A 26,173-nucleotide genomic window follows, 5' to 3' on the forward strand; every position below is an offset into this window, starting at 1 on the left:
TTTACTCCACCCGGTAACCGCGCATTTTCTGGCGGTTTTCATAATCGATACGCAACAGCAGCATCATGCTGATCAGCATGAAAAAGACTGACGAACCGCCATAGGACATCAACGGCAGCGTCAGACCTTTGGTCGGCAAAGCACCGATGTTCACACCGATATTGAAGAAACTTTGGATACCGATCCAAATGCCGATACCCGAAGCGATATAGGCGTTGAAAGTCAAACCCAAATCGCGCGACTGCTTGCCGATGGAAAACGCCCGCACCACCAGCCAGCCGTAACAGAATATCAGCACGCACATCCCGAAGAAGCCGAATTCTTCAGCGATGATGGCAAAAATAAAATCGGTATGCGCTTCCGGCAGAAAGCCGCGTTTGCTCAAACTCGCACCCAAACCCATACCGAACCACTCTCCGCGCCCGATTGCCATCAGAGAGTGGGTAAGCTGGTAGCCGGCACCCTGCGGGTCTTTCCACGGGTCCAAAAATGCCACTACCCGCTGCACACGGTAGGGAGCGGCGGTAATCATCAGCACCATCCCACCCAAGACGCTGCCTACCAGGACAAAAAAATATTTCCACGGCAATCCTGCCAGAAACAGCATTCCAACGGTAATGACGGTAATGACGACAAACGAACCGAAATCCGGCTGTACCATTATCAGCACCAAACCGAACGCCACCAGCATAATCGGCAGGATGATCGCCCGGAAACGGCCGTACATTTCTAATGTTTCACGACGTGCCTGCGGATTGGTGGCGGACATAATCAGGTTGGCCGTCCCCCGCCAAATCGACTGCCAACCCAAACTTTCCATGCTGCGCAACACTTCTTCACGGCGCGTGAACAGGCTTGCCAAATAAAGGATGACTGCCAGCTTGAACAGCTCGGTCGGCTGGAAATTCAACGGACCCAAAGGTATCCAACGGGTCGCGCCATTGATTTCGCGCCCGGCAATCAATACGGCTACCAGCAACAGGCCGGATAAGGCAAAAATCCACGGCACAAGCCGCCGCCATGTCCTCATCCTGCAAAGAAACCATAAAAAACCGCTCGCTATAAGGCCGGCAACGACGAACCCCGCCTGCCTGGTCAAATAGAAAAACTGATCGCCGCCTTCCTTCGATGCCAAATACACAGAAGCCGAATAAATCATCAGCAGGCCGAACGCCGTCATCAGCACCACCATCCACAAAAGCGGCGCGTCGAATTTCCTGCCGTCGCGCACAATCGGCCTGTCGAGCAGCAGAGTGTGGACACCGTCGCCCACTTTTACCAATACTTCCGAAATCTTCAAAAAACCACCTGCCAGTCTGTTTGCACCTGCCGCAAAGGGCAAAAATTTCAGACGGCAGACAATGCCGTCCGAACATACGATACATCCCAAATCGGTATTCTAAATCTTTACTTGCCGCCCAACAATGACGGCGTTTGTGTTTCGGACGGCATCACAAAGCCTTAAACGCTTCGATAAACACTTCCGAACGGTGCGCGTAGCCTTTAAACATATCGAAACTCGCGCAGGCGGGGCTGAGCAAGACAATATCGCCCGCTTCGGCTTGGGCGTATGCCGTCTGAACCGCCTCTTCCAAAGTGACGCAGTCGGTCAGGTTCAAGCCGCAGCCGTCCAAATCGCGGCGGATTTGCGGCGCATCGACGCCGATCAGGAACACGCCTTTTGCCTTATCTTTCAACGCGTCGCGCAGGGGCGTGAAGTCCTGCCCTTTGCCCATGCCGCCCAAAATCACGAAGAGCGGGTTTTGCAAACCGGCAATCGCGGCGGCGGTCGCGCCGACATTCGTGCCTTTGCTGTCGTCGATGAATACCACGCCGTTTTTCTCGCCGATTTTTTCCACACGGTGCGGCAAGCCTTGGAAGGTTTTGACGTGTTCCAGCAATGCTTCGCGCGGCAAACCGACGGCCTCGCACAAAGCCACGGCAGCCATAACGTTGGCGGCGTTGTGCAAACCTTGCAGCGGGATGTCTTGCGTAGAAATCAAATCTTCATTGCCTTGTTTTAAACAGCCCGTCCCGCGTTCCAACCAAAAATCGGCTTCGTGTTCCAAGGAAAACCGTTTCACTTCACGCCCTGCCCGTTTCATGGCGCGGCAGAACACGTCGTCCGCATTCAAAACCTGCACTCCATCGCCACGGAAAATCTTGGCTTTGGTATGCGCGTAGTCGAGCAAATCGTCGTAGCGGTCGAGATGGTCTTCGGAAATGTTCATCACCGTCGCCGCAGTCGGGCGCAGGCTTTCGGTGTTTTCCAGTTGGAAGCTGGAAAGCTCCAACACCCACACGTCCGCCTTTTTGCCTTCGCGCTGCAATTCTGCCTCCAAAACCGGCGTACCGATATTGCCCGCAATGACGGTATCCAGCCCGCACTTGATGCAGAGATAGCCGACCAGGCTCGTTACCGTGGTTTTGCCGTTGCTGCCGGTAATCGCAATCACCTTGTCGCCGCGGCGGTTCACAATGTCCGCCAGCAATTCGATGTCGCCTAGCACGCGCCCGCCGTTTTGCTTGAACGCCTCGATATCCGACTGCCGCTCGCTGATGCCGGGACTGAGCGCCAGAATATCGAAACCGTTGTCCAACGCATCTTTCAGACGACCCGTGTAAAACACCAGCCCGTCAAACATCTTACCGATTTGCGCCACGCGCTCGGCTTTCAGCTCCGCATCATAAGCGGCAACCTCCGCGCCGTTTTTGCGCAGATAGGCAATCATGGAAATACCCGTGCCGCCAAGTCCGGCGACGAGGATTTTTTTGTTTTGGAAAGTCATTTTGGTTTTGTCCTAAAACAAATCATATTGGGCAGGAGACGTCCGCCCTTGCCCAAGCCGCTTTCAGACGGCATCGCGAGCCGATTAATAACCCGCCTTCAGGCGTTGGTCATTGTCGCAGCTGTTTTGGTCTCCGTTTTGACAAGCCTTGCCAAGCCATTGTTGAGCGAGCGCAAGGTCTTGGCGCACGCCGCGTCCATCGTAATACATCAAGCCCAAATTGTATTGGGCTTGGGCATCCCCTTGTTCTGAAGCCTTGCGATACCACTGCACTGCCTGTACATAATCTTGACGAACTCCTTGTCCATTTTCATACATCACGCCCAAATTGAATTGGGCTGCTGCATTTCCCTGTTCTGCCGCCTGCAAGTTTTCCCGAAAATCCGATACGTCACCCGCCCACACCGCTTGGTTCAAGCCCAAGGCAATCAGGGCGGCGGCAAGCCATTTGACTGTCTGTTTCATGGTTTTTTCCTGTTTTAGTATAAGGCGGGTTTCAGCCGCCGTTAACGATAGGACGGGGCGGATTGCCGCCGCAGGTTTATTGCGCGTTCAAATGCCGTCTGAAAGGTGTTCGGACGGCATAGGTTCAGCGAATTTTGAGGGTACTCAAACCGATCAATACCAAGACGATGGTAATAATCCAGAAACGGACGACGACTTGGGTTTCTTTCCAGCCTTTTTGTTCGTAATGGTGATGAATCGGCGCCATCAGGAAGATGCGTTTTTTGGTTTTCTTGTACCAGCCGACCTGAAGCATAACGGACACGGCTTCTACGACGAACAGACCGCCCATAATGACGAGGACAAATTCTTGGCGGACGATGACGGCAACGGTACCGAGCGCGGCACCCAATGCCAGCGCGCCGACATCACCCATAAAGACTTGCGCGGGATAGGCGTTGAACCACAAAAATCCGAGGCACGCGCCGCACATGGCGGTGCAGAATATAGCGACTTCGTTCGCGCCGGCGACATAGGGAAGCTGGAGGTATTGGGAAAATTGGTAGTGTCCGCTGACGTAGGCGAAAATGGCGAGCCCGGCGGCAACGAGGACGACGGGGAAGGCGGCAAGGCCGTCCAAGCCGTCGGTGAGGTTGACGGCGTTGGATGTGCCGACGATGGTCAGGTAAGACAACACCAAAAAGCCGACCACGCCCAGCGGCAGGGCGATTTGTTTGAAAAACGGGACAATCAAAATATTGTTGGCGGAATTGGCGGCAAGGTAAAACAATGCCAAACCGGCGATAACGGCAACGCTTGACTGCCACACCATTTTGAATTTGGCGGACACGCCGTTGGGGTCTTTATAAACGACTTTGCGCCAGTCGTCGTAAAAACCGAGCGCACCGGTGGCAAGCAGTACGCCCAAGAGAATCCAGATATACGGGTTCGCCCAGTTGCCCCACAACAGGGTGGACACGGTAATGGCGGTCAGAATCAGCGAACCGCCCATCGTCGGCGTGCCGTTTTTGACGAGGTGGGTTTGCGGGCCGTCGGTACGCACTGCCTGCCCGCATTTGAGCGCGGTCAGCCTGCGTATCGTCCACGGGCCGAACATCAGGGAAAACGCCAAGGCGGTCAACGCCGCCATAACGGCGCGGAATGTGGTGTATTGAAAAATATTCAGACCGGTTAACCAGTTGCTGAAATGTGCGAGCCATAAAAACATGGGGCTTCCTTTTTTGTTTTGTCGTTATAGCGGATTAACAAAAACCGGTACGTCGTTGCCCCGCCCCGGCTCAAAGGGAACGGTTCCCTAAGGCGCCCAAGCACCGGGCGGATCGGTTCCGTACTATCCGTACTGTCTGCGGCCCGCCGCCTTGTCCTGATTTTTGTTAATCCGCTATACATCGGGCTTGCGCCCGCTTGAGGTTTGCTTGCTGTCCGGCAAGGTTTCGGACGGCTTTTGCAGATTAACGTGCAGGGACTTTCCCAATCACGCAAATCGGGTAGCTCCCCGGATTTTTGCCGCCGCCCAAGTCTAAACATAAATCTTCATAAAGATACGCCTGCGTCCGCATTCCGGCATAAAACGCGCCGACCAGCGCGGCAATCAGCAATAAGGCTTTAAAAAAACGTCGGCTTTTCATTTTCACTTATCCTCCAATGCCTCGACCACTTCTTCCATCTGCATAAAGCGCGAACCTTTCACCAACACGGTGGCGCGTTCGGGCAAATCGTGGCTCAACACTTGAATCAACGGGTCTTTGGCGGCGAACCACAAACCGTCCGCGCCAAATTTTTCCGCCGCTTCGACGCTGTTGTCGCCGACAAAATAAGCCGCTTCGATGCCTTGGTCGCGGGCGTACGCGCCGACTTCGGCGTGCATGGCGGCGGCTTCGTCCTCGCCCAGTTCGCCCATATCGCCCATCACGAAAATGCGCGGCGCAGGCATACGCGCCAACACGTCAACCGCGGCTTTCATACTGTCGGGATTCGCATTATAAGTATCGTCAATCAGGGTTGCGCCCTTGATGCCGGCTTTGACGTTCAGACGGCCTTTGATGTTGCTGAAGCCTTGCAAACCTTCCGCCACATCGTTCAAACTCAAACCGGCAGCCAAAGCCAGCGCGGCGGCAGCGGCGGCGTTGTGGACATTGTGGCGGCCGGGAACAGGCAGCACCACGGCAGTGCGCTCGTCGCCGCACACCAAATCAAATTCGCACGACAAAGGTTTCAGCACGATATTTTCCGCGCGGACATCGCCGCTATCGACGCCGAAAGTGCACGTATTCAAATTAAACGTTGCCGTTTTGAAGACAGCAATATTGGCATCTTCTTGAGGAATCAGTGCCATGCCGTCTGAACATAAGCCTGCATAAATCTCGCTTTTCGCTTTGGCAATATCGCCCACTCCGTCGAAACCGCATCCGACATGGGCGCGCAGGGCGTTGTTGACCAAAGCGGCATCGGGTTTGGCGATTTGCGTTAAAACCGCCAGTTCGCCAAAATGGTTCATGCCCATTTCAATCACGGCATAGCGGTGTTTTTCGTTTAATTTCAATAAAGTCAGCGGCAATCCGATGTGGTTGTTGAAGTTGCCTGCCGTCGCCGAAACGGCATCATCGCCGAAACGGCGGCGCAATACCGCAGCCAGCATCTCCTTCACCGTCGTCTTGCCGCCCGAACCGGTAATGCCGAACACAAACGGGTTCACATTATCGCGCCACGCCTTCGCCAACGTTTGCAACGCGGCAAGCGTGTCATCGACTTTCAACGCGCCGCCCAAAGCCGCGCAATCTTCGCGCGAAACCACAACCGCCGCCGCGCCCGCAGACAATACGCCTCCAACAAAATCATGCGCGTCAAACCGCCCGCCCGCCAATGCGAAAAACACATCGCCTTCCCGAATATCGCGGCTGTCGGTTACGATGCGCGACACGGGTTTGTTTTCAGACGGCATCGGAAGCTTGAGGGCTTGGCAGATGAAATTTAGGTCCAATGGTTTCATATTTGCTTTCGTTAATATTCGGGCGGCGGACACATCGGTAGCGGCTGATTTTTTTATCGCCTGTTTTGCTGTGGTAAAACACAGATTATTTTCCCATTCTCATTCGGCATTTTTTCTGTACGTATCATTTTTTAGACGTATTTTTAGCCGATTTGCCTTTTCCCGCATACCACGGCGCGGGGTCGTCGGACTGTCTGTCGATAAATGCAAGGTTATTGCCTTCGCCCGGCACATCGGGGACATTCCCCCAAAAATCATAGCCGTCATCGGGCAACTCGTCGGTTTCGATACCCGTCCAACTGCCGAATCCGCGTAAAAAATTAAACGCGCTGCGCCTCACTTTAATCATTTCGCGCCGCGTGTCATCGGACGAAATTTTAACCAGCGGCACGCCGTAGCTTTGACGCTTCCACTCGCCGTGTGTCAACGTTCGCTCGCCGCCTTTGCCGACATGCATCAAACCGTGGTCGGAAAAGTAAACCAAAGACCAGCTTTCTTTATTTTCATTCAATATCTTAACCGTATCTTCTAAAAATTTATCGGTTTGCGCGATGGTGGAAACATAGCAGGATATTTTTTCAGTTTGATACTGAAACCGCCGCGCATCCTTATCCAAACGTGTGCAAAAATCACTGTGCGAACCCATCAGGTGCATCACAATCAGCCGAGGCTTCGTGCCTGCATTTCCTGTCAAAACCCGTTTGAACGCCGGCAACAAAAGGCGGTCGCTCAACCCCGCGCTTTTGCCATAATCACCCCTTTGGGTAAACCACGGATAATCGCTGCGTAGGGCATAGGTGGAAATTTCGTTGGCAAAATGCCCCAACATTCCTTGATTAGACAGCCACGCCGTCCGAAAACCCGCCTGCTTCGCCAAGCTGACAATGTTATTGTTCGGCTCTCCCGGCAGCCCCAAAGTCTGCGGCAGCGAAAGATTCGTCGCGTGGGCGGTCGATTGGTAACCGTTTATCAACAGCCCTTTGGTCCGACTCAAAAAAGGCGTATCGGGCAATGGGAAACCGTAAACATTCATATAATCCGAACGCGCGCTCTCACCGATAACCACAACATAATTTTTATACTTGGGCGCAACATGACGGATATGCCATGTTGACGCTTTTTTTGCTGCTTCCAAAATGTGGGCGCGCTTGGCGGCATATTGTGCCGGCGCGGAAGCCAAATCGTAATACAGGTCGAAAATATTCAACAACAGGCCGGCATCAGGTTCTCGCCAATCTTTATCGCCGGCGATTTTCTCCATCACCGCGCAGGACAAAATCAAAGTCAATAATATGGTCAGCCATATTTTGCTGCGGCGTTTATAGTTTTTTACGTCAGCAAATACCCCCACAGATACACAATATTTCCAAACTGTCAAGCCAAAAATGAAAAATAATGCCTGCACAAAATAAAGCGACCCGGGAAGATTGCCGACAAATTCACGCGCCTCGGCAGGATTGCTTTCCAATATCGAACCGACTATCTGATAAGAAGGCGCACCATACAGCCAGCCGACCGGCAAATATAGGGCGGTTGTGCCGACGTAAATCAGTAAAACAACTGAAGAAACGCGCGGGAAGCCGCGTGCCAATAATAATAAAAATACAACCGAAGCCAAAGCGCCCACGGCAGAATAACGGTAGCCGTATTCATATTCCAAGTGATAACCTGATGCGATGGCCGCGCCAAAACAAAAGGCTAAAAGCGCGCAAATGCCCAATGTATTTTTTAATGTCTGATCCATATTTTTTATTCGGGCGGATTGTTTCATACGATGCCGTCCGAATATCCCATTATTTACGAGTTAACAAAGCCTGCCCGACGATTTCAAGATCGGAAAAACGGTGCTTCACGCCCTGTACATCCTGATAGTTTTCGTGTCCTTTGCCGGCAATCAGGATGATGTCGTTTGCGGCGGCCTGCTCAACCGCATAACGGATGGCGGCGGCGCGGTCGGCTTCGACGCATTCGGGCGCGGGCACGGCGGGCAGGATGTCGTTGATGATGTCGTGCGGATTTTCCAAACGCGGGTTGTCGCTGGTTACGACGACTTTATCCGCGCCCTGTACGGCTGCCGCGCCCATCAATGGGCGTTTGCCGCAATCGCGGTTGCCGCCGCAACCGAATACGCACCATAAGGCCGCACCCTGCGGTTTGATTTCCTGCAAAGTGGAGAGTGCTTTTTCCAATGCGTCGGGCGTGTGGGCGTAATCGACGACGACCAAGGGCTTGCCGCTGTTCATGATGCAGTCCATGCGCCCTGAAGCGGGACGGATTTTTGCCAGCACATCCAATACCTTATCAAGCGGATAACCGTTGGCACAAAGCAAGGCGATGCAGGCGGCGAGGTTTTGCGCGTTGAACCGTCCGAGCAGGCGGGTGCGGCATTTTCCTTCGCCCCACGGGGTTTGGAATACGGCTTCCATGCCGTCTGAAGAGGCGGTAAAGTCGGTAATGCGGATGTCGGCGTGTTCGCTGAAACCATAGCTGTAAACGGCTAAATCGGGACAGTCTTTTTTCAGACGACCTGCGAGTTCCGCGCCGTATCCGTCATCGGTATTGATAACGGCGTGTTTCAAGCCGTGCCAGTAAAACAGGCGCGACTTGATAGCACCGTAGGCTTCCATCGTGCCGTGGTAGTCGAGGTGGTCTCGGGTGAGGTTGGTGAAGATTGCGCTGCGGAACGGCACGCCGTTGACTCGCGACTGGTCAAGGCCGTGGCTGGAAACTTCCATCGCGGCGGCTGTTGCGCCTTGTTGACGGAAACGGTAGAGCAGGGTTTGGACATCGACGGGGGCGGGGGTGGTGTGCGCGGTTTCTTCCAATGCACCCCAAAAGCCGTTGCCGACCGTGCCGATAATGGCGGTTTCTTCGCCCAACAAATCGGCGGCCTGCGCCAGCCATTGCGTGATGGAGGTTTTGCCGTTGGTTCCGGTTACGCCCCAGACTTTGAGACCGTCTGAAACGTTGCCGTAAACCTGTGCCGCCAATATGCCGGCACGGTGTTTCAAATCTTTGATGCCTTGATTGGGGACTTTCCATTCGGGATTCCACGCAAATTTGCCGTCGTCGTCCCAAAAAACAAAAGCCGCGCCGTTGGCAACGGCGGCGGGGATATAACTGCGTCCGTCGGCATATTCGCCCGGACAGGCAACGAAAATATCGCCTTGTTTGATTTGGCGGCTGTCTGAATGCAACAAATGCCCTGCCGCGTTTGCACACGACAGGGTCGGGATGCCGGTTTCAGCCAAAGGGCTTAACTTGCTGAACATAAAACAATCTCGTTGATACTCGGATTAAGACGGTGTTTTGACGGCTGCGGCAGTCAGGGGCTTGGTCGGGGAAATGCCCAAGATGTTCAGGCTGCCGCCCATAATTTTTTTGAAGGGCGGCCCTGCCACTACGCCGCCGTAATAGCCGTTGGCAGTCGGTTCGTCGATGGTTACCGCCACAATCACACGGGGGTTTTTGGCGGGGGCAAAACCGATAAAGGTAGCGACGTGTTTGTTGTCGGCATAACGCCCGTTGACGAACTTGCGCGCCGTGCCGGTTTTAGCGCCGACATCGAAACCGTCCACCGCACCCGCCGTACCGGTGCCGCCCGGCTCGGTTACGGAAACCATCAGATTGCGTACCTCGCGCGCGGTCGATTCTTTGAATATGCGTTTGCCTTGCGGCGCAACCGCCTGCTTCTCAAAGCTGAGCGGCAGCAAAACGCCGTCGTGCGTCAGTGCGGTATAGGCGCGCGCCAATTGCAGCAGGCTCAATTGCAGACCGTAACCGAAAGACATCGTCGCCTGTTCGATGGGCCGCCACCTGCGCCAATTTCTCAACAAACCTGCAGTTTCCCCCGGAAAGCCCGAGTGCATACGCACACCGATGCCCAATTCATGATAGAAGTCATACATTTCTTCGGCGCCGAAACGCGCAGACAGTTTGCTTGTGCCGACGTTGGACGATTTCTGCATAATGCCGCGCACATCCAAAGAGGGGTAAACATGGGTATCGCGCACGGGAGACGGTCCGATTTTATAAGGCTGCGTATTCAGCCGTTCGTTCAAATCGGTTTTGCCCGCATCCAATGCCTTCGCAATCACGAACGGTTTGATTGCCGAACCAGGTTCGATCATATCGGTTACGGCACGGTTGCGCCGCTGTTCGCTGTCTGCCCGGCCGGGTCTGTTGGGATCGTAGGCGGGCGTATTGGCCAAGGCGAGGATTTCCCCCGTGCGGGCATCCAAAACCACCACCGTTCCGGCTTTTGCCTGATGGTATTCGACCGCCTTGTTCAACTCTTCATAGGCCAAGGTCTGAATCCTCTGATCGAGGGAAAGGATGATGTCTTTGCCGTTTTGCGGTGCTTTATTGCGCGGGGAGTCCAAGCTGTCCACAATATTGCCCTGCCGGTCCCGCAAAACAACTTCCGCGCCGTCTTCGCCATACAGGCTGTCTTCAAGCGAAAGTTCCAAACCTTCCTGACCTTTGCCGTCAATATCGGTAAATCCGATGACGTGTGCAAACAGGTTGCCCATCGGGTAATGGCGTTTTAATTCTTTTTCAAATACAAAGTTTTCCAAACCCAAGGCTTTGACCTCTTCGGCAACCTTGGGATCGAGCTGCCGCTTGATCCAAATAAACGACTTGCCTTTCTGTTCGAGTTTGTTCCTCAAAACATCGACCGGCACATCGACAAGCTCGGACAGGCGTTCCAATTGGGCGGCAGACGGCATTTCCTTCATATCTTTAGGCACGGCAAACAGGGACTCCGTCGGCGCGCTCAACGCCAAAACCGCACCGTTCCGGTCCGAAACCGTACCGCGTGTAGCCGGCAATGCTTGAGTCCGCACAATCCGGTTGTCGCCCTGTTCTTTCAAAAAGTTATACGTTACCGTCTGCAGATACAGCCCGCGGGCAATCAGACAGGCAAACAAGACCGCCATTGCCATCAGGACGAAGCTAATCCGTCCGTTACTGGTCATCGGCTTTTTGACCTGCTCTTCTTTGGGCAGCATCCGGGGCTTATATTCGCTTTTAATCAACATTTTTACTTCTCGTTATTATTATCCTGATGCAGGAATCCGATTCCGGCACACAGGCTGCTTCTATCTTTGATGTTCCACCATAAAGGTATTGCCCGAAACCGGCGGATGGAGGTTTTGTTTTTCTGCCGCCGCCCTGATCGCTTCGTGATTCGCCAAACGCGCCTGTTGCAGCCTCATTTGCGCATAATCCTGCTCCAAGGCGATTTCCTGTTTTTTCGCCTTGTCCAAAGCTGTGAAGTTGAGCCTGTACTGGTTTTGCTGCATCACAACGGAAAAAGCGGAAACGCACACCGCAAGCAGCAGAAAGAAATTCGATTTGTTCATTGCCGTTCAGACGTTTTTCTCTGTTATTATTCCGGTATCGGACCGGCAGTCCGCTCCGCCACACGCAAAACTGCGCTCCTCGCCCTCGGGTTGGCGGCAATTTCCGCTTCACCCGGCTTTAATGCCCTGCCCACGATTTTCAGGGGCGGCTCGGGCAAATCCGCTTCTCTGACCGCCGCCCAGCTCGGCAGGGGCTCGTGTTGCGAATATTTTTTGACAAACTGCTTCACAATGCGGTCTTCCAACGAATGGAAAGCAATGACCGCCAAACGCCCGCCCTCTTTCAGACGGCACATGACCTGCGGCAATACCGCCCCTACTTCTTCAAGCTCGCGGTTAATAAAGATGCGGATTGCCTGGAAGGTGCGCGTCGCAGGATCCTGCCCCCGCTCGCGAGTACGGACGTTTTGTGCCACGATCTGCGCCAGCTTGCGGGTTGTATCGATTGGACTTTCCGCCCGTTGCGCGACAATGGCGCGCACAATCTGGCGGCTAAACCGCTCTTCACCATAATTCTTGATTACCTCGTGCAAATCCTGTTCCGACGCAACCGCTATCCACTCTGCGGCAGACATACCGCGCGTCGTATCCATACGCATATCCAAAGGGGCATCGAAACGGAAGCTGAAACCGCGGCTGCCGTCATCGATTTGCGGAGACGAAATCCCCAAATCAAACAGCGCACCGTCCACCTTGCCGATACCCAAACCATCCAATGCCGTCTGAAACGAAGCAAAACCGCCATGCACGACACCGACCCGTTTGTCCGAACGCGCCAGCTCTTCTGCCACAGCAATCGCCTGCGGGTCTTTGTCGAAAACAATCAACCGCCCCGCATCGCCCAAACGCGACAAAATCAGCCGGGAATGCCCTCCCCTGCCGAACGTACCGTCCACATAGACACCGTCTTCGCGCACGGCAAGCGCATCCACCGCCTCATTCAGCAAGACCGTGATATGCCGGTAACTTTCTGCTCCACTCACAATTGCAAATCCGTCTGACTCAACTGGAAGGCAAGTTCGTCAGGATCGTCATCCAAAGCCTGAACCATCTCAGCCTCCCACTGCTCGCGACCCCAAAGCTCCAAACGGTTGGCACGGCCGACCAAAACAACTTCACGGTCGAAATCCACCCTTTTCCTCAGTCCGGCAGGAACCAGCACCCTGCCGGCGCTGTCCCATTCCAAAATTTCCGCGTTATGCAGCAAAAGATTTTGAAACCGCCGCAAAACAGGGTTATCCGCCACTTTTAAGTTTAAAAGTTGCGCCGCAACCTTTTCCCACTCCGCAACAGGGTACATCAACAGCTTATGTTTCGACTCGAGCGTTGCCACTACGGCAGGCGTATAGAGGCGCGACAGAATGTCGCGGAATTTGGCAGGAACAGCCAACCGCCCCTTACTGTCGATGCTTAATTCGTGTGCGCCGCCGAACATGACATGCCCCAAGCCGAAATCAAAATCACAAGGGTAAAAGAGACACTTTGCCCCACAATTCCCCACCAATCGACACTATAAGAAATTTTAAACACTCGGTCAAATCAGGGCATGAAAACTCATTAACATATCTGAAATTTTTATTCTGTTTAAAAACAATAAGATAAAAAATGACGACAACGGCACGGCGGGTGCAGTACAGAGTGACCGAACCAATAAACAACTATATATGATTAATTTAATAATATAAACACAATATATAGTATTAAGATAAAGCCATGACAGCACCCGTACCAACGTGTAATATGTCGGGAAATCCAATAAATTTACACAAGCTAACATTTATCATGCTCCTCCCCTCCCCCGAAGCACGGCAATCCTCGCTCAATCTGCAAACCCTCATTGCCGAAGAAATCGGCAAACACGGCAATTGGATTCCATTTTCACGTTTTATGGAATTGGTTTTATACGCTCCGCAATACGGCTACTACACCGGCGGCAGCCATAAAATCGGCAATACCGGGGATTTTATTACCGCACCGACCCTCACCCCTCTGTTTGCACAGACACTGGCACGCCAACTTCAAGAACTCCTGCCCCAAACGGCGGGCAATATCTATGAATTCGGCGCGGGAACCGGACAGCTTGCCGCCGATTTGTTGGGCAGCGTTTCAGACAGCATCAACTGTTACTATATTATTGAAATATCGCCGGAGCTGGCAGCACGTCAGAAAAACCTGATTCAAGCCCGTGCACCGGAAGCATCTCAAAAAGTTGTCCACTTGACCGCACTTCCCGAAGCGTTTGACGGCATCATCATCGGCAACGAATTACTCGATGCCATACCTGTCGAAATCGTCCGTAAAAATGAAGGAGGATTACTCGAGCACATCGGCGTTTGCACGGATAACGGCCGTTTCGCCTATTCTGCAAGACCCTTGCACGACCCGTCGCTTTCCACCTCGGCTTCCCTCTATTTTCCTCAAACAGATTATCCCTATACCAGCGAACTGCACCCGCAACAATATGCCTTTATCCGCACCCTTGCCTCAAGGCTTGAACGCGGGGGTATGATATTCATCGACTACGGTTTTGATGCGGCGCAGTATTACCACCCGCAACGCAATCAAGGCACATTGATCGGACACTACCGACACCACGTTATCCACAATCCTTTCGACTTCATCGGGTTGGCAGATCTGACCGCCCACGTCAACTTTACCGACATTGCCCAAGCCGGTACGGATGCAGGACTGGATTTGACAGGCTATCTGCCCCAGTCCCATTTTCTGCTGAATCTGGGCATAACCGAACTGTTGGCACAGACGGGTAAAACAGATTCGGCAGCCTATATCCGTGAAGCCGCCGCTGTTCAAAAACTGATTGACCAGCATGAAATGGGCGAACTGTTTAAAGTCATCGCATTCGGAAAAAATATCGGCATCGACTGGGCAGGATTCCGCTTCGGCGACATCTGCCACAAACTCCAACCCTCGTGCCGTCTGAATCCGCTTCAGACGGCATAAACTTTTTAACATTTAAAAACAAGAAACTAATTCAAAATTAAAAAATACGGCTTGTCAAAAAAACAAAAAAACATATAATAGCTAATTCACGAAACGGCGAATTAGCTCAGTCGGTTAGAGCAGAGGAATCATAATCCTTGTGTCCGGGGTTCGAGTCCCTGATTCGCTACCAGATTTTCGGGGGTATAGCTCAGTTGGTAGAGCGCTTGCATGGCATGCAAGAGGTCAGCGGTTCGATCCCGCTTACCTCCACCAGATAAAAAAGCACAGACCGTAAAAGGTATGTGCTTTTTTATTGCCTGATTGCCGGAAAATAAAGAATAAACCACTGCCTTCAAAACAGGCAATCGACTTTAAACCTATTGCCCCGCCTGTCCTGATTTTATCAGCCCGCCAGACAAACCCGACCTGAATAATGTCTTCAGGTCGGGTTTATGGTTTCATTCCCAACTTATCCAGCCCGACAACCACAATATTATGATGACAATGCCGAAAACAATGCGGTAATAGGCAAACGGGATATAGTTTTTCTTGGAAACAAACTTCAGCAGTGCTTTAACCGCTACCAAACCGGAAACAAAAGCGGCAATAAAGCCTATCAAAATCAAACCGACATCATGCAGGGTGAAAAATCGGTAATGTTTCAGGACATCATAAGCCGTTGCTGCAACCATCATCGGAACGGCCAAGAAAAATGAAAACTCCGTTGCCGTTTTCCGCTCGATTCCCCAAAGCATCCCGCCCATAACCGTACTGCCCGAACGGGACGTACCCGGAACCAGTGCAAACACTTGGGCAACACCGATCATCAACGCATCAATCGGACGCAATGCATCAACATCGGCAATTTTAGGCTCTGCTCGGCTTTGGCGTTTCTCCACCCACAAAATAAAAAAACCGCCCAAAACCAGCATGACTGCAACACTCAAGGGGTTAAACAGATACTCTTTGATTTGTTTGTCGAACAACAGCCCCATCACGGCGGCAGGTATAAAAGCAATGGCAAGATTGAGGACGAAACGGTTGGCTTTCCGGTCTTTTCCCACGCCATGCAACACATTGCTGAAACGCTGCCGGTATTCAAACACTACCGCCAAAACCGCACCGAGCTGGATGGCAATTTCAAAAACCTTGTGATTGCTGTGAAAACCAATCAGATTGCCGAACACAATCAAATGTCCGGTGCTGGAAATCGGTAAAAATTCGGTAAAACCTTCTACCAAGCCCATCATCAGGGCTTTCAGGACAATCAAAAAATCCATTGCTTGCGCTTCTTTCGGATACGGGAGTTCGGCTATTTCTGTACAGCAGGGGTCTGACGCTTGCGTTCTTCCCTGACTTTGGCAACCAATTCTTTAATCGTATGAACGCCGCCATCAAAGCCATTATTGAAGATAACGCGGTATTTTCCGCCGACAATAACGGTCGGCGTGCTGTCAATACCGTATTGTTCCGTCAGTTTCTGCATTTTTAATGCGACGGCGGCAGCTTCGGGGGAATCATAGGCGCGCATCAGTTTTTTGCCGTCAAAACCTTTTTGAGATAAAGCCCATTTCCCGGCAACAGCCCTGTTTTCCAAACGGATTTTTTGTTCGTAAACTGCTTTAAACACAGCAGAGTTTGCCTGATATTTCAAACCCGACAGCTTGACCGCAGCAGCCATTCTTGCCAGACCGAGCATTTCAGGCCGCCAGACCACGTGCTCCGTCCGCAGATAAGTATCAGACGGCAATGCCTTGCCCAGTTTCAATAACAAAGGATCGAAATGATGGCAATGTACGCAAAAATAGCCGAAAAATTCCAAAACCTCAATTTTTCCCGGCTGTTCTTGAGGAATGGGTTTATCCAACACAAGATAGTCTTCCCCTTCCGTCAGGGCATATGCCTGCGCGGACAACACTGCCGACAGCAGCAGCGGCAACAGATGTTTAAACTTCATAATTATTTGCCTTCAATCGCACGGATCAGGCTGGCAACCCCATGCTTTTTCAACTCGTCCTGCATTTTTTTCACCGCATCGGCAGACATATTGCCGCTTTGCACGCGGTAAAGCGTTTTATGTCCCGCCTGATAGCCGACCACTTCGGAAGATATGCCCAAGATTGCCAGTTTGGCACGCTGCCCTTCCGCGCTCCGGCGGTCGGCATACGCGCCCATTTGCAGATAATGCGTTGCTTCCGCCTTGCCAAACGTTTTCATTTTCTGCACTTCTTTGGCAGCGGCACTGCGCGCTTTTTCGATGCTGCCGCTGTTGAGGATTTGTTCCGGGGTCGGTTTGGGTGCAACTTTTTCCTTCGCCGCCTTTTTCTCTTCTTTTGAAGCTTTTTTCTCTGTTTCTTTAGACGGTTTTACCGCTTGTTTTTTAACCGTTTCGGCATCTTTCTTCTGCGCTTTTTCCCTGACGGTTTGTTCACGCTCTTCCGTCAGTGCTTTCTTGCGCACTGCCTGTCCGTCCGGCTCTTCCCGTTCCGGCTCGCCCGCCTTTTCTTCAACCTCGTCGGCTTTGTCGGCAACGGGCTGCTTGTCGGCAGCTTTTTCCGCATCCGACTGCTCTGCCTCTTTCGCAACATCCGGTTCGGACAAGGCGTTTTGATCGGCCGGTTCAGGTTGGATGTCTTCCTTAGGCTGGTTTTTCAGTTTCAGGATTTCCGTTTCTGCAGGCTGCTTCGACGGAGCCGGGATTTTGAACGCATTTTGACCGCCCTGGTTCAGATAAAGCAAAATACCGGCAATAATGACCGTTGCCAGTATCAAACCGAAGAAGAAACCGGACAGACCTTTTCCGGATTGGGAAAATTTGTTCATAAACATACCTTAATGTGTTTCAGACGGCATTAACGCCGTTTGCTTACGGGCGGATATTCTAACAATATCGCCATATTTGGGCAAAACCTGCTTCCATTCCCGTTCCTATAAAGCACGACGGAAGCCTATGGCTTTCATGACGTGGCTTCTGCCGACTTCTTCATCGCCCGCCAAATCCGCCAATGTACGCGCCACGCGCATAATGCGGTGGAAGCTGCGGGCGGAAAGAGACAATTTTTCCAGCAGGCTACCCAAGGCTTCCTGCGCTTCTTTTTGGATGCGGGCTTGGGAATCGAGTTCGCTGACGCTCAAAGCGGCGTTGACTTTGCCCTGCCGTGCGTATTGTTTGCCGCGGGCGGCGATGACGCGTTCCAAAACGGACGCACTGCTTTCGCCCGCTTCCTGCTGCATCAGTTCGGCGGCGGACAGGCTGGGGACTTCGATGGTCAAATCGATGCGGTCGAGCAGCGGACCGGAAATTTTGCTTCGGTAACGCGCGACACTTTCGGGCGTGCAGCGGCAGGGTTTGACGGGATGCCCGAGATAACCGCACGGACACGGGTTCATGGCAGCGACAAGCTGGAATTTGGCGGGATAGACGGCTTGGCGCGCCGCGCGGGAAATGTGGATTTCGCCGTTTTCCAACGGTTCGCGCAAAACCTCCAAAACTTTGCGGTCGAACTCGGGCAATTCGTCCAAAAATAAAACGCCGTGATGCGCCAATGAAATCTCGCCCGGACGCGGATCCGAGCCGCCGCCGACCATAGCCGCCGCGCTGGCGCCGTGATGCGGACTGCGGAAAGGACGGTTGCTGTCGAGTTGTTGTTGGTGGTTGGGCAGGAGCGAACGCAATGCCCAAACTTCTACCAATTCGTCTTCGGCCAGCGGCGGCAGGATGCCGGGCAGCCGTTGGGAGAGCATAGACTTGCCTGTTCCCGGCGGGCCCATCATCAAGAGGCTGTGTCCGCCTGCGGCGGCGATTTCCAAAGCAAGGCGGGCAGAGTGCTGACCTTTCACATCACACAAATCAGGTTGTCCGCCATGTTCAGACGGCATTTGCGGTACGGAACATTCGGTTTGCGCCAAAGGTTCGATACCGTTCAAATGAGCGGCGACTTCGCCCAAAGAGCGCGCGCCGTAAACGGTAATGCCGCGCATCACGGCGGCTTGTCCTGCGTTTTCTTCAGGCAAAACAAATGCACGTTTTGCCTGCATACCCTGCCACGCCATCGCCAACGCGCCGCGCACGGGGCGCAACAACCCCGACAGTGCCAATTCCCCCGCAAACTCGTATTCCGCCAGCTTTTCGGGTGCAACCTGCCCCGATGCGGCAAGGATGCCGATTGCAATCGGCAAATCGAAACGCCCCGACTCTTTGGGCAGGTCGGCAGGGGCGAGGTTGACGGTGATTTTTTTGGCGGGGAATTCAAAACCGCTTTGAATAATGGCGGCACGGACGCGGTCGCGGCTTTCCTTTACTTCCGTATCGGGCAGTCCGACGATGTTGAAATGCGGCAGGCCGTTGGCAAGGTGGGCTTCCACTTCGACCAACGGCGCATTCATACCGCTCAAGGCGCGGCTGTAAACCAAGGCAAGCGACATATTTCAGACGGCCTTATTCGCCGGCTTCGGTTTGCTGCCTGATTTCGGCGACGGCTTCTTCGGCAGCGGCTTCAGCCGCTTCCAATGCTGCCCGTTCGGGATTTTGCGCGGCTTCGAGTCTCGCCAGACGTGCTTCCAAAGCCGCCAGTTTGGTACGGGTTTTAATCAAAACCTGCTGCTGGATGTCGAATTCTTCGCGCGTAACCAAATCCATACGGTTGAACGCGCCGCCCAGCATCGCCTTAATATTTTTTTCCACATCTTTGGCAGGGCTGTTGGCGATGGTTTCGCTGATTTTCGAGCCGACTTCTTCAAAAAGCTGCTTGCCGAACATAATCTGCATCCTTCCTGAACATATCAAATTCAAGCGGCTATTGTATAAGGAAAAATGCCGTCTGAAAACGGGCGGCGGATAATCGTCAAAACATACCGCGCCCCCTTTGCGGTTGCTAAAATTACACTTCGAGACACCTGCCGCCTGAAAACGGATTTCATATTCCGCGCAACGCCCGATTACATTACAAGACACTACAAAACAATATGCTGTTTTAAATGATTTTTCCGATGCGCATCGTTTCAAACTCGGCTTTTTAAGCCATTAAGTGCTTTGCAAACAACAGAAATTGGGTTATGCTGAAACGGATTATTTACAATTTCATATAGTTTCATTACATATCTTATTGTAATTGAAGATAATTTATCCGAATCCCCTTTCGGGTATCCGGATTTTCCGTTGTACTTTCATTAGAAAAACATTTCAGGCGCAAGTTGCTTGCAATTTCAAAGCCTGTAATTCTGAAGTTTTAGACGAGGAATAGCACATGAATCCCATGTACATCACTTTTGCAATCTATTTGGTTGCAGTCCTTCTCATCGGGCTTGCCGCTTATTTTTCCACGCGCAATTTCGATGATTATATTTTGGGCGGGCGCAGCCTGGGCCCGTTTGTTACGGCGATGTCGGCAGGCGCGTCCGATATGTCCGGCTGGCTTTTGATGGGTCTGCCGGGCGCGATTTATTTGAGCGGTTTGAATGAGGCTTGGATTGCCATCGGCCTCTTGGTCGGCGCGTATTTCAACTGGCTCTTGGTGGCGGGCCGCCTGCGCGTGCATACCGAATATGCCAACAATGCGCTGACGCTGCCGGATTATTTCTTCCACCGCTTCGGCGCGGGCGGACACTTGATGAAAGTGGTTTCCGCACTGATTATCCTGTTTTTCTTCACGATTTATTGCGCCTCGGGCATTGTGGCGGGCGCAACCCTGTTCCAAAGCCTGTTTGAAGGTATGACTTACAATCAGGCAATGTGGCTGGGCGCGGGCGCGACCATCGCCTATACCTTCTTGGGCGGCTTCTTGGCGGTCAGCTGGACGGATACGCTGCAGGCTTCTTTGATGATTTTCGCCCTGATTTTAACGCCGGTGATGGTCTATCTGGGCTTGGGCGGCGCGGAACAGATGTCTGCCGCGATTCAAAGCGTCGCCGCAGGCACGGGCAAAGAATACGGCAGCCTGTTTGCCGGTACGACCGTCATCGGCATCATTTCCACCGCCGCCTGGGGCTTGGGCTATTTCGGACAGCCGCACATTTTGGCGCGCTTTATGGCCGCCGAAAGCGCGAAATCGCTGGTATCCGCACGCCGCATCGGCATGACTTGGATGGCGTTGTGCCTTGCGGGCGCGGTAGCGGTCGGTTATTTCGGCATTGCGTATTTCGGTGCAAACCCCGACAAAGTTTCTTCTATGAGCGGCAACCACGAACGCATCTTCATCGCGCTTTCCACCCTGCTGTTCAACCCTTGGATCGCCGGCATCATTTTGAGCGCGATTTTGGCGGCGGTGATGTCCACCCTGTCCTGCCAGCTTTTGGTTTGCTCCAGCGCGATTACCGAAGACTTCTACAAAGGCTTTTTGCGTAAAAACGCGCAACAGTCGGAATTGGTATGGGTCGGCCGCCTGATGGTATTGGCGATTGCCGTGATTTCCATCCTGATTGCTTCCGATCCGAACAGCAAAGTATTGGGACTGGTGTCTTACGCGTGGGCAGGTTTCGGTGCGGCATTCGGCCCGATTGTGATTCTGTCCGTATTGTGGAAACGCATCACTGCCTACGGCGCGTTGTCAGGCATGGTTGCAGGTGCGTCAACCGTTGTTGTGTGGGCGGAATGGGTAAAAAAACCGGCTCGAGCGGCAGGCGAAAGCGGCTTGTTGACGATGTACGAAATCGTCCCGGGCTTTATTGTTTGCTTGATCGTTGCCGTGTTGGTTTCCCTGTTCAACAAAGAACCTTCGCGCGAAATCCAAGAACGCTTTGAAAAAGCCGACGCAGATTACCGCGCCGCCCGATAAACCCCTTTCAGACGGCACGGCATCCCGGTTCGTGCCGTCTGAACCCGCTTCCGGGCCAAACACAAATAAACCTTGCCTGCATACAGGCCTTATTTGTGTTTTACCCGTTTCATTTTCAAAGAAACGGAAGCACCGATTCTGCCCGCATTTGAAGCCTTGTATTTCATCTGCGGATTTATTACGATATTACCGTATTCAGGCCGCACCGATGCCGTCTGAACCCCCCGAAAAAACTTTGGAGGATCCAAAAAATGTTTCATTTTGCATTTCCGGCACAAACTGCCCTGCGCCAAGCGATAACCGATGCCTACCGCCGTAATGAAATCGAAGCCGTACAGGATATGTTGCAACGTGCACAGATGAGTGACGAAGAGCGCAACGCCGCCTCCGAGCTTGCCCGCCGTTTGGTTACCCAAGTCCGCGCCGGCCGCACCAAAGCCGGCGGCGTGGATGCGCTGATGCACGAGTTTTCACTCTCCAGCGAAGAAGGCATCGCGCTGATGTGTCTGGCAGAAGCCCTGCTGCGTATCCCCGACAACGCCACGCGCGACCGCCTGATTGCCGACAAGATTTCAGACGGCAACTGGAAAAGCCATTTGAACAACAGCCCTTCCCTCTTCGTCAATGCTGCCGCCTGGGGTCTGCTGATTACCGGCAAGCTGACCGCCACAAACGACAAACAAATGAGTTCCGCACTCGGCCGCCTGATCGGCAAAGGCGGCGCACCGCTCATCCGCCAAGGCGTAAATTACGCCATGCGGCTTCTGGGCAAACAGTTCGTCACCGGACAGACCATTGAAGAAGCCCTGCAAAACGGCAAAGAACGCGAAAAAATGGGCTACCGCTTCTCCTTCGATATGTTGGGCGAAGCCGCCTACACCCAAGCCGATGCCGACCGCTACTACCGCGACTATGTCGAAGCCATCCACGCCATCGGCAAAGATGCGGCAGGACAAGGCGTTTACGAAGGCAACGGCATTTCCGTCAAACTCTCCGCCATCCATCCGCGCTACTCGCGCGCCCAACACGGCCGCGTGATGGGCGAACTGTTGCCTCGCCTGAAAGAATTGTTCCTTTTGGGTAAAAAATACGATATCGGTATCAACATCGATGCCGAAGAAGCCAACCGTCTGGAGCTGTCTTTGGATTTGATGGAGGCACTCGTTTCCGACCCCGATTTGGCCGGCTACAAAGGCATCGGTTTCGTTGTTCAAGCCTACCAAAAACGCTGCCCGTTCGTCATCGACTATCTGATTGACCTGGCCCGCCGCAACAACCAAAAACTGATGATCCGCCTCGTCAAAGGCGCGTATTGGGACAGCGAAATCAAATGGGCGCAAGTGGACGGCTTGAACGGCTATCCGACCTACACCCGCAAAATCCATACCGACATCTCCTACCTCGCCTGCGCGTGCAAACTGCTTTCCGCGCAAGACGCGGTATTCCCGCAATTCGCCACCCACAACGCCTACACCTTGGGCGCAATCTACCAAATGGGCAAAGGCAAAGATTTTGAACACCAATGCCTGCACGGTATGGGCGAAACCTTGTACGACCAAGTCGTCGGTCCGCAAAACTTAGGCCGCCGCGTGCGCGTGTACGCCCCGGTCGGCACACACGAAACCCTGCTCGCCTACTTGGTGCGCCGCCTGTTGGAAAACGGCGCGAACTCGTCTTTCGTCAACCAAATCGTTGATGAAAACATCAGCATCGACCGCCTGATTAAGAGCCCGTTCGACACCATCGCCGAACAAGGCATCCACCTGCACAACGCCCTGCCGCTGCCGCGCGATTTGTACGGCAAATGCCGTCTGAACTCGCAAGGCGTGGACTTGAGCAACGAAAACGTATTGCAGCAGCTTCAAGAACAGATGAACAAAGCCGCCGCACAAGACTTCCACGCCGCATCCATCGTCAACGGCAAAGCCCGCGATGTCGGCGAAGCGCAACCGATTAAAAACCCTGCCGACCACGGCGATGTTGTCGGTACGGTCAGCTTTGCCGATGCCGCGCTTGCCCAAGAAGCGGTTGGTGCAGCCGTTGCCGCGTTCCCCGAATGGAGTGCGACACCTGCCGCCGAACGCGCCGCCTGCCTGCGCCGTTTCGCCGACCTGCTCGAACAGCACACCCCCGCGCTGATGATGCTTGCCGTGCGCGAAGCGGGCAAAACGCTGAACAACGCCATTGCCGAAGTGCGCGAAGCCGTCGATTTCTGCCGCTACTACGCAAACGAAGCCGAACACACCCTGCCTCAAGACGCAAAAGCCGTCGGCGCGATTGTCGCCATCAGCCCGTGGAACTTCCCGCTCGCCATCTTTACCGGCGAAGTCGTGTCCGCCCTGGCGGCAGGCAACACCGTCATCGCCAAACCTGCCGAACAAACCAGCCTGATTGCCGGTTATGCCGTTTCCCTCATGCACGAAGCCGGCATCCCGACTTCCGCCCTGCAACTCATCCTCGGCGCAGGCGACACGGGTGCGGCATTGACCAACGATGCCAGCATCGGCGGCGTGATTTTCACAGGCTCGACCGAAGTGGCGCGCCTGATCAACAAAGCCCTTGCCAAACGCGGCGACAATCCCGTCCTGATTGCCGAAACCGGCGGACAAAACGCCATGATTGTCGATTCCACCGCACTTGCCGAACAAGTCTGCGCCGACGTATTGAACTCCGCCTTCGACAGCGCGGGACAACGCTGCTCCGCCCTGCGTATCTTATGCGTCCAAGAAGACGTTGCCGACCGTATGCTCGACATGATCAAAGGCGCGATGGACGAACTCGTCGTCGGCAAACCGATTCAGCTCACTACCGATGTCGGTCCCGTCATCGATGCCGAAGCGCAGCAAAACCTGTTGAACCACATCAACAAAATGAAAGGCGTTGCCAAGTCTTACCACGAAGTCAAAGCCGCCGCCGATGTCGATTCCGAAAAATCCACGTTCGTTCGCCCCATCCTGTTTGAATTGAACAACCTCAACGAACTGCAACGCGAAGTCTTCGGCCCCGTCCTGCACGTCGTCCGCTACCGCGCCGACGAACTCGACAGCGTCATCGACCAAATCAACAGCAAAGGCTACGCCCTGACCCACGGCGTACACAGCCGCATCGAAGGCACGGTACGCCACATCCGCAGCCGCATCGAAGCCGGCAACGTTTACGTCAACCGCAACATCGTCGGTGCAGTCGTCGGCGTACAGCCCTTCGGCGGACACGGTCTGTCCGGCACAGGCCCCAAAGCAGGAGGTTCGTTCTACCTGCAAAAACTGACCCGCATCCCCGAATGGGTTGCCCCGACCCTGAGCCAAATCGGACAGGCAGACGAAGCCGCGCTCAAACGCCTCGAAGCCCTGATTCACAAACTGCCGTTCAACGCCGAAGAGAAAAAAGCCGCAGCGGCCGCTTTGGGACACGCCCGCATCCGCACCCTGCGCCGTGCCGAAACCGTCCTTACCGGCCCGACCGGCGAGCGCAACAGCATCTCATGGCACGCGCCAAAACGCGTTTGGATACACGGCGGCAGCACGGTTCAAGCCTTTGCCGCACTGACCGGACTTGCCGCCTCCGGCGTACAGGCAGTGGTCGAACCCGACAGCCCGCTGGCTTCCTACACCGCCGACTTGGACGGTTTGCTGCAAATCAGCGGCAAACCCGAAAACACCGGTGTGAACCACGTCGCCGCCCTAAGCCCACTGGACAGCAGCCGCAAGCAGGAACTGGCAAACCGCGACGGCGCACTCATCCGCATCCTCCCGTCCGGACAAGGCTTGGACATCCTGCAAGTGTTTGAAGAAATTTCTTGCAGCATCAACACCACAGCCGCCGGCGGCAACGCCGGCCTGATGGCGGTTGCCGACTGATTTTGCCAAACCGCCCGGGCGCGGCCCGTGAACAAATGCCGTCTGAAAACCTTTCAGGCGGCATTTTATAGTGGATTAACAAAAATCAGGACAAGGCGGCGAGCCGCAGACAGTACAAATAGTACGGCAAGGCGGGCCAACGCTGTACTGGTTTAAATTCAATTCACTATATGTGTTGGCACATCGCTCCAAACCTGATATAATCCGCCTTTCAACATCAGTGAAAATCGTTCTTTTTAGTCAGTTAACATTAAATTTCGGAGTCGAAAAATGAATCCAGCCCGCAAAAAACCTTCTCTTCTCTTCTCTTCTCTTCTCTTCTCTTCTCTTCTCTTCTCTTCTCTTCTCTTCCGCAGCGCAGGCGGCAAGTGAAGGCAATGGCCGCGGCCCGTATGTGCAGGCGGATTTAGCCTACGCCTACGAACACATTACCCACGATTATCCGGAAGCAACCGCTCAAAAAAAAGGCACAACAATAAGCACGGTAAGCGATTATTTCAGAAACATCCGTACGCATTCCGTCCACCCCAGGGTGTCGGTCGGCTACGACTTCGGCGGCTGGAGGATAGCGGCAGATTATGCCCGTTACAGAAAGTGGAACAACAGTAAATATTCCGTCAGCATAAAAAAGTTGCAAAACCAGTATAACAAGAAGACGGAAAATCAGGAAAACGGTACGTTCCACGCCGCCTCCTCGCTCGGCTTGTCCGCCGTTTACGACTTCAAACTCAACGACAAATTCAAACCCTATATCGGTGCGCGCGTCGCCTACGGACACGTCAGACACAGCATCGATTCGACCAAAAAAACAACAGGGTTTCTTACCACCGCCGGTGCTCGTGGCGCAGCACCTACGGTTTCTTCTCCTTACAAAAATACGCAAGACGCCCATCAAGAAAGCAACAGCATCCGCCGCGTGGGCCTCGGCGTCATCGCCGGTATCGGTTTCGACATCACGCCCAACCTGACCTTGGACACCGGCTACCGCTAC

At 53.6% G+C, this 26,173-nt stretch carries 21 protein-coding genes and 2 tRNA genes; 6 read left to right on the forward strand and 17 right to left on the reverse strand.

From position 1 onward, the window contains the following. Position 1: 1 nt before the first annotated feature. From DFR77_RS07315 to mraZ, 12 genes are all read right to left on the reverse strand, one after another. Positions 2 to 1,273 (reverse strand): FtsW/RodA/SpoVE family cell cycle protein, encoded by a 1,272-nt coding sequence (locus tag DFR77_RS07315; protein WP_025455912.1) that lies wholly within the window; start codon positions 1,271 to 1,273, stop codon positions 2 to 4. Positions 1,274 to 1,451: 178 nt separating this feature from the next. Next, entirely contained in the window at positions 1,452 to 2,789 is a 1,338-nt protein-coding gene (gene murD / locus DFR77_RS07325; RefSeq protein ID WP_003689446.1) for a UDP-N-acetylmuramoyl-L-alanine--D-glutamate ligase, read from the reverse strand. Positions 2,790 to 2,873: 84 nt separating this feature from the next. Then, positions 2,874 to 3,254: a tetratricopeptide repeat protein gene (locus tag DFR77_RS07330; protein ID WP_003689448.1), complete on the reverse strand. Its 381-nt coding sequence runs from the start codon at positions 3,252 to 3,254 to the stop codon at positions 2,874 to 2,876. A gap of 124 nt (positions 3,255 to 3,378) precedes the next feature. Continuing rightward, positions 3,379 to 4,461 (reverse strand): phospho-N-acetylmuramoyl-pentapeptide-transferase, encoded by a 1,083-nt coding sequence (gene mraY, locus DFR77_RS07335; RefSeq protein WP_003689450.1) that lies wholly within the window; start codon positions 4,459 to 4,461, stop codon positions 3,379 to 3,381. 244 nt (positions 4,462 to 4,705) lie between these two features. Continuing rightward, positions 4,706 to 4,882 (reverse strand): hypothetical protein, encoded by a 177-nt coding sequence (locus tag DFR77_RS07345; RefSeq protein ID WP_003689452.1) that lies wholly within the window; start codon positions 4,880 to 4,882, stop codon positions 4,706 to 4,708. 2 nt (positions 4,883 to 4,884) lie between these two features. Continuing rightward, positions 4,885 to 6,243, reverse strand: a complete 1,359-nt coding sequence (locus DFR77_RS07350) for a UDP-N-acetylmuramoyl-tripeptide--D-alanyl-D-alanine ligase (RefSeq protein ID WP_017147009.1) — start codon at positions 6,241 to 6,243, stop codon at positions 4,885 to 4,887. A gap of 124 nt (positions 6,244 to 6,367) precedes the next feature. Beyond that, entirely contained in the window at positions 6,368 to 8,014 is a 1,647-nt protein-coding gene (locus DFR77_RS07355) for a phosphoethanolamine transferase family protein (protein ID WP_003693549.1), read from the reverse strand. A gap of 22 nt (positions 8,015 to 8,036) precedes the next feature. Next, the gene (locus DFR77_RS07360) at positions 8,037 to 9,515 is read right to left on the reverse strand and encodes a UDP-N-acetylmuramoyl-L-alanyl-D-glutamate--2,6-diaminopimelate ligase (protein WP_003693548.1); all 1,479 of its coding nucleotides are present in this window, start codon (positions 9,513 to 9,515) and stop codon (positions 8,037 to 8,039) included. Positions 9,516 to 9,539: 24 nt separating this feature from the next. After that, positions 9,540 to 11,285 (reverse strand): peptidoglycan D,D-transpeptidase PBP2, encoded by a 1,746-nt coding sequence (gene penA / locus DFR77_RS07365; protein ID WP_003693546.1) that lies wholly within the window; start codon positions 11,283 to 11,285, stop codon positions 9,540 to 9,542. Positions 11,286 to 11,345: 60 nt separating this feature from the next. After that, on the reverse strand, positions 11,346 to 11,609 hold the full coding sequence (gene ftsL, locus DFR77_RS07370; protein ID WP_003689461.1) for a cell division protein FtsL: 264 nt from the start codon (positions 11,607 to 11,609) through the stop codon (positions 11,346 to 11,348). A 26-nt stretch (positions 11,610 to 11,635) separates the two neighbouring features. Continuing rightward, positions 11,636 to 12,592, reverse strand: a complete 957-nt coding sequence (gene rsmH / locus DFR77_RS07375; protein ID WP_003689462.1) for a 16S rRNA (cytosine(1402)-N(4))-methyltransferase RsmH — start codon at positions 12,590 to 12,592, stop codon at positions 11,636 to 11,638. Continuing rightward, positions 12,589 to 13,044 (reverse strand): division/cell wall cluster transcriptional repressor MraZ, encoded by a 456-nt coding sequence (gene mraZ, locus DFR77_RS07380; protein ID WP_003689463.1) that lies wholly within the window; start codon positions 13,042 to 13,044, stop codon positions 12,589 to 12,591. Before mraZ ends, rsmH begins: the two co-directional genes overlap by 4 nt. Positions 13,045 to 13,322: 278 nt before the next feature. On the opposite strand from mraZ, the gene DFR77_RS07385 reads away from it, so the two are divergent. From DFR77_RS07385 to DFR77_RS07395, 3 genes are all read left to right on the forward strand, one after another. Beyond that, positions 13,323 to 14,570 carry a class I SAM-dependent methyltransferase gene (locus tag DFR77_RS07385; RefSeq protein ID WP_010951292.1) on the forward strand — a complete coding sequence of 416 codons (1,248 nt, stop codon included), beginning with the start codon at positions 13,323 to 13,325 and terminating at the stop codon, positions 14,568 to 14,570. Between the two features lie 95 nt (positions 14,571 to 14,665). After that, positions 14,666 to 14,742 (forward strand) — tRNA-Met (locus tag DFR77_RS07390). Positions 14,743 to 14,749: 7 nt separating this feature from the next. Further along, positions 14,750 to 14,825 (forward strand) — tRNA-Ala (locus DFR77_RS07395). Positions 14,826 to 15,010: 185 nt separating this feature from the next. Here DFR77_RS07395 and DFR77_RS07400 read toward each other — a convergent pair. From DFR77_RS07400 to DFR77_RS07420, 5 genes are all read right to left on the reverse strand, one after another. Continuing rightward, positions 15,011 to 15,832 carry an undecaprenyl-diphosphate phosphatase gene (locus DFR77_RS07400; protein WP_003689465.1) on the reverse strand — a complete coding sequence of 274 codons (822 nt, stop codon included), beginning with the start codon at positions 15,830 to 15,832 and terminating at the stop codon, positions 15,011 to 15,013. A gap of 32 nt (positions 15,833 to 15,864) precedes the next feature. Then, entirely contained in the window at positions 15,865 to 16,509 is a 645-nt protein-coding gene (locus DFR77_RS07405) for a thiol:disulfide interchange protein DsbA/DsbL (protein WP_003689466.1), read from the reverse strand. Between the two features lie 2 nt (positions 16,510 to 16,511). Then, positions 16,512 to 17,375, reverse strand: coding sequence for a cell division protein FtsN (gene ftsN / locus DFR77_RS07410; RefSeq protein ID WP_010360712.1), 864 nt, complete (start codon positions 17,373 to 17,375; stop codon positions 16,512 to 16,514). A 105-nt stretch (positions 17,376 to 17,480) separates the two neighbouring features. Continuing rightward, positions 17,481 to 18,977, reverse strand: a complete 1,497-nt coding sequence (locus tag DFR77_RS07415) for a YifB family Mg chelatase-like AAA ATPase (protein WP_003693541.1) — start codon at positions 18,975 to 18,977, stop codon at positions 17,481 to 17,483. 13 nt (positions 18,978 to 18,990) lie between these two features. Further along, on the reverse strand, positions 18,991 to 19,311 hold the full coding sequence (locus DFR77_RS07420) for an accessory factor UbiK family protein (protein WP_047924292.1): 321 nt from the start codon (positions 19,309 to 19,311) through the stop codon (positions 18,991 to 18,993). A 487-nt stretch (positions 19,312 to 19,798) separates the two neighbouring features. Here DFR77_RS07420 and putP point away from each other — a divergent pair, with 487 nt between their 5' ends. From putP to DFR77_RS07445, 3 genes are all read left to right on the forward strand, one after another. Beyond that, entirely contained in the window at positions 19,799 to 21,325 is a 1,527-nt protein-coding gene (gene putP / locus DFR77_RS07430; protein ID WP_003689473.1) for a sodium/proline symporter PutP, read from the forward strand. A 251-nt stretch (positions 21,326 to 21,576) separates the two neighbouring features. Beyond that, a complete protein-coding gene (gene putA / locus DFR77_RS07440) occupies positions 21,577 to 25,182 on the forward strand; it encodes a bifunctional proline dehydrogenase/L-glutamate gamma-semialdehyde dehydrogenase PutA (RefSeq protein ID WP_113852084.1) in 3,606 nt (1,201 codons plus the stop codon). Positions 25,183 to 25,576: 394 nt separating this feature from the next. Then, positions 25,577 to 26,173, forward strand: a 597-nt coding sequence (locus tag DFR77_RS07445) for an opacity family porin (RefSeq protein WP_249033552.1), incomplete at its 3' end; no start/stop codon positions are given.

Source organism: Neisseria gonorrhoeae (assembly GCF_003315235.1).
Lineage (GTDB): Bacteria > Pseudomonadota > Gammaproteobacteria > Burkholderiales > Neisseriaceae > Neisseria > Neisseria gonorrhoeae.

Bases quoted from the DNA above. Each gene is read 5' to 3' on its own strand.
- murD (WP_003689446.1), bottom strand. From the start codon at position 2,789: ATGACTTTCCAAAACAAAAAAATCCTCGTCGCCGGACTTGGCGGCACG.
- DFR77_RS07330 (WP_003689448.1), bottom strand. From the start codon at position 3,254: ATGAAACAGACAGTCAAATGGCTTGCCGCCGCCCTGATTGCCTTGGGC.
- mraY (WP_003689450.1), bottom strand. From the start codon at position 4,461: ATGTTTTTATGGCTCGCACATTTCAGCAACTGGTTAACCGGTCTGAAT.
- DFR77_RS07345 (WP_003689452.1), bottom strand. From the start codon at position 4,882: ATGAAAAGCCGACGTTTTTTTAAAGCCTTATTGCTGATTGCCGCGCTG.
- DFR77_RS07350 (WP_017147009.1), bottom strand. From the start codon at position 6,243: ATGAAACCATTGGACCTAAATTTCATCTGCCAAGCCCTCAAGCTTCCG.
- DFR77_RS07355 (WP_003693549.1), bottom strand. From the start codon at position 8,014: ATGAAACAATCCGCCCGAATAAAAAATATGGATCAGACATTAAAAAAT.
- DFR77_RS07360 (WP_003693548.1), bottom strand. From the start codon at position 9,515: ATGTTCAGCAAGTTAAGCCCTTTGGCTGAAACCGGCATCCCGACCCTG.
- penA (WP_003693546.1), bottom strand. From the start codon at position 11,285: ATGTTGATTAAAAGCGAATATAAGCCCCGGATGCTGCCCAAAGAAGAG.
- ftsL (WP_003689461.1), bottom strand. From the start codon at position 11,609: ATGAACAAATCGAATTTCTTTCTGCTGCTTGCGGTGTGCGTTTCCGCT.
- mraZ (WP_003689463.1), bottom strand. From the start codon at position 13,044: ATGTTCGGCGGCGCACACGAATTAAGCATCGACAGTAAGGGGCGGTTG.
- DFR77_RS07385 (WP_010951292.1), top strand. From the start codon at position 13,323: ATGACAGCACCCGTACCAACGTGTAATATGTCGGGAAATCCAATAAAT.
- DFR77_RS07400 (WP_003689465.1), bottom strand. From the start codon at position 15,832: ATGGATTTTTTGATTGTCCTGAAAGCCCTGATGATGGGCTTGGTAGAA.
- DFR77_RS07405 (WP_003689466.1), bottom strand. From the start codon at position 16,509: ATGAAGTTTAAACATCTGTTGCCGCTGCTGCTGTCGGCAGTGTTGTCC.
- ftsN (WP_010360712.1), bottom strand. From the start codon at position 17,375: ATGAACAAATTTTCCCAATCCGGAAAAGGTCTGTCCGGTTTCTTCTTC.
- DFR77_RS07415 (WP_003693541.1), bottom strand. From the start codon at position 18,977: ATGTCGCTTGCCTTGGTTTACAGCCGCGCCTTGAGCGGTATGAATGCG.
- DFR77_RS07420 (WP_047924292.1), bottom strand. From the start codon at position 19,311: ATGTTCGGCAAGCAGCTTTTTGAAGAAGTCGGCTCGAAAATCAGCGAA.
- putP (WP_003689473.1), top strand. From the start codon at position 19,799: ATGAATCCCATGTACATCACTTTTGCAATCTATTTGGTTGCAGTCCTT.
- putA (WP_113852084.1), top strand. From the start codon at position 21,577: ATGTTTCATTTTGCATTTCCGGCACAAACTGCCCTGCGCCAAGCGATA.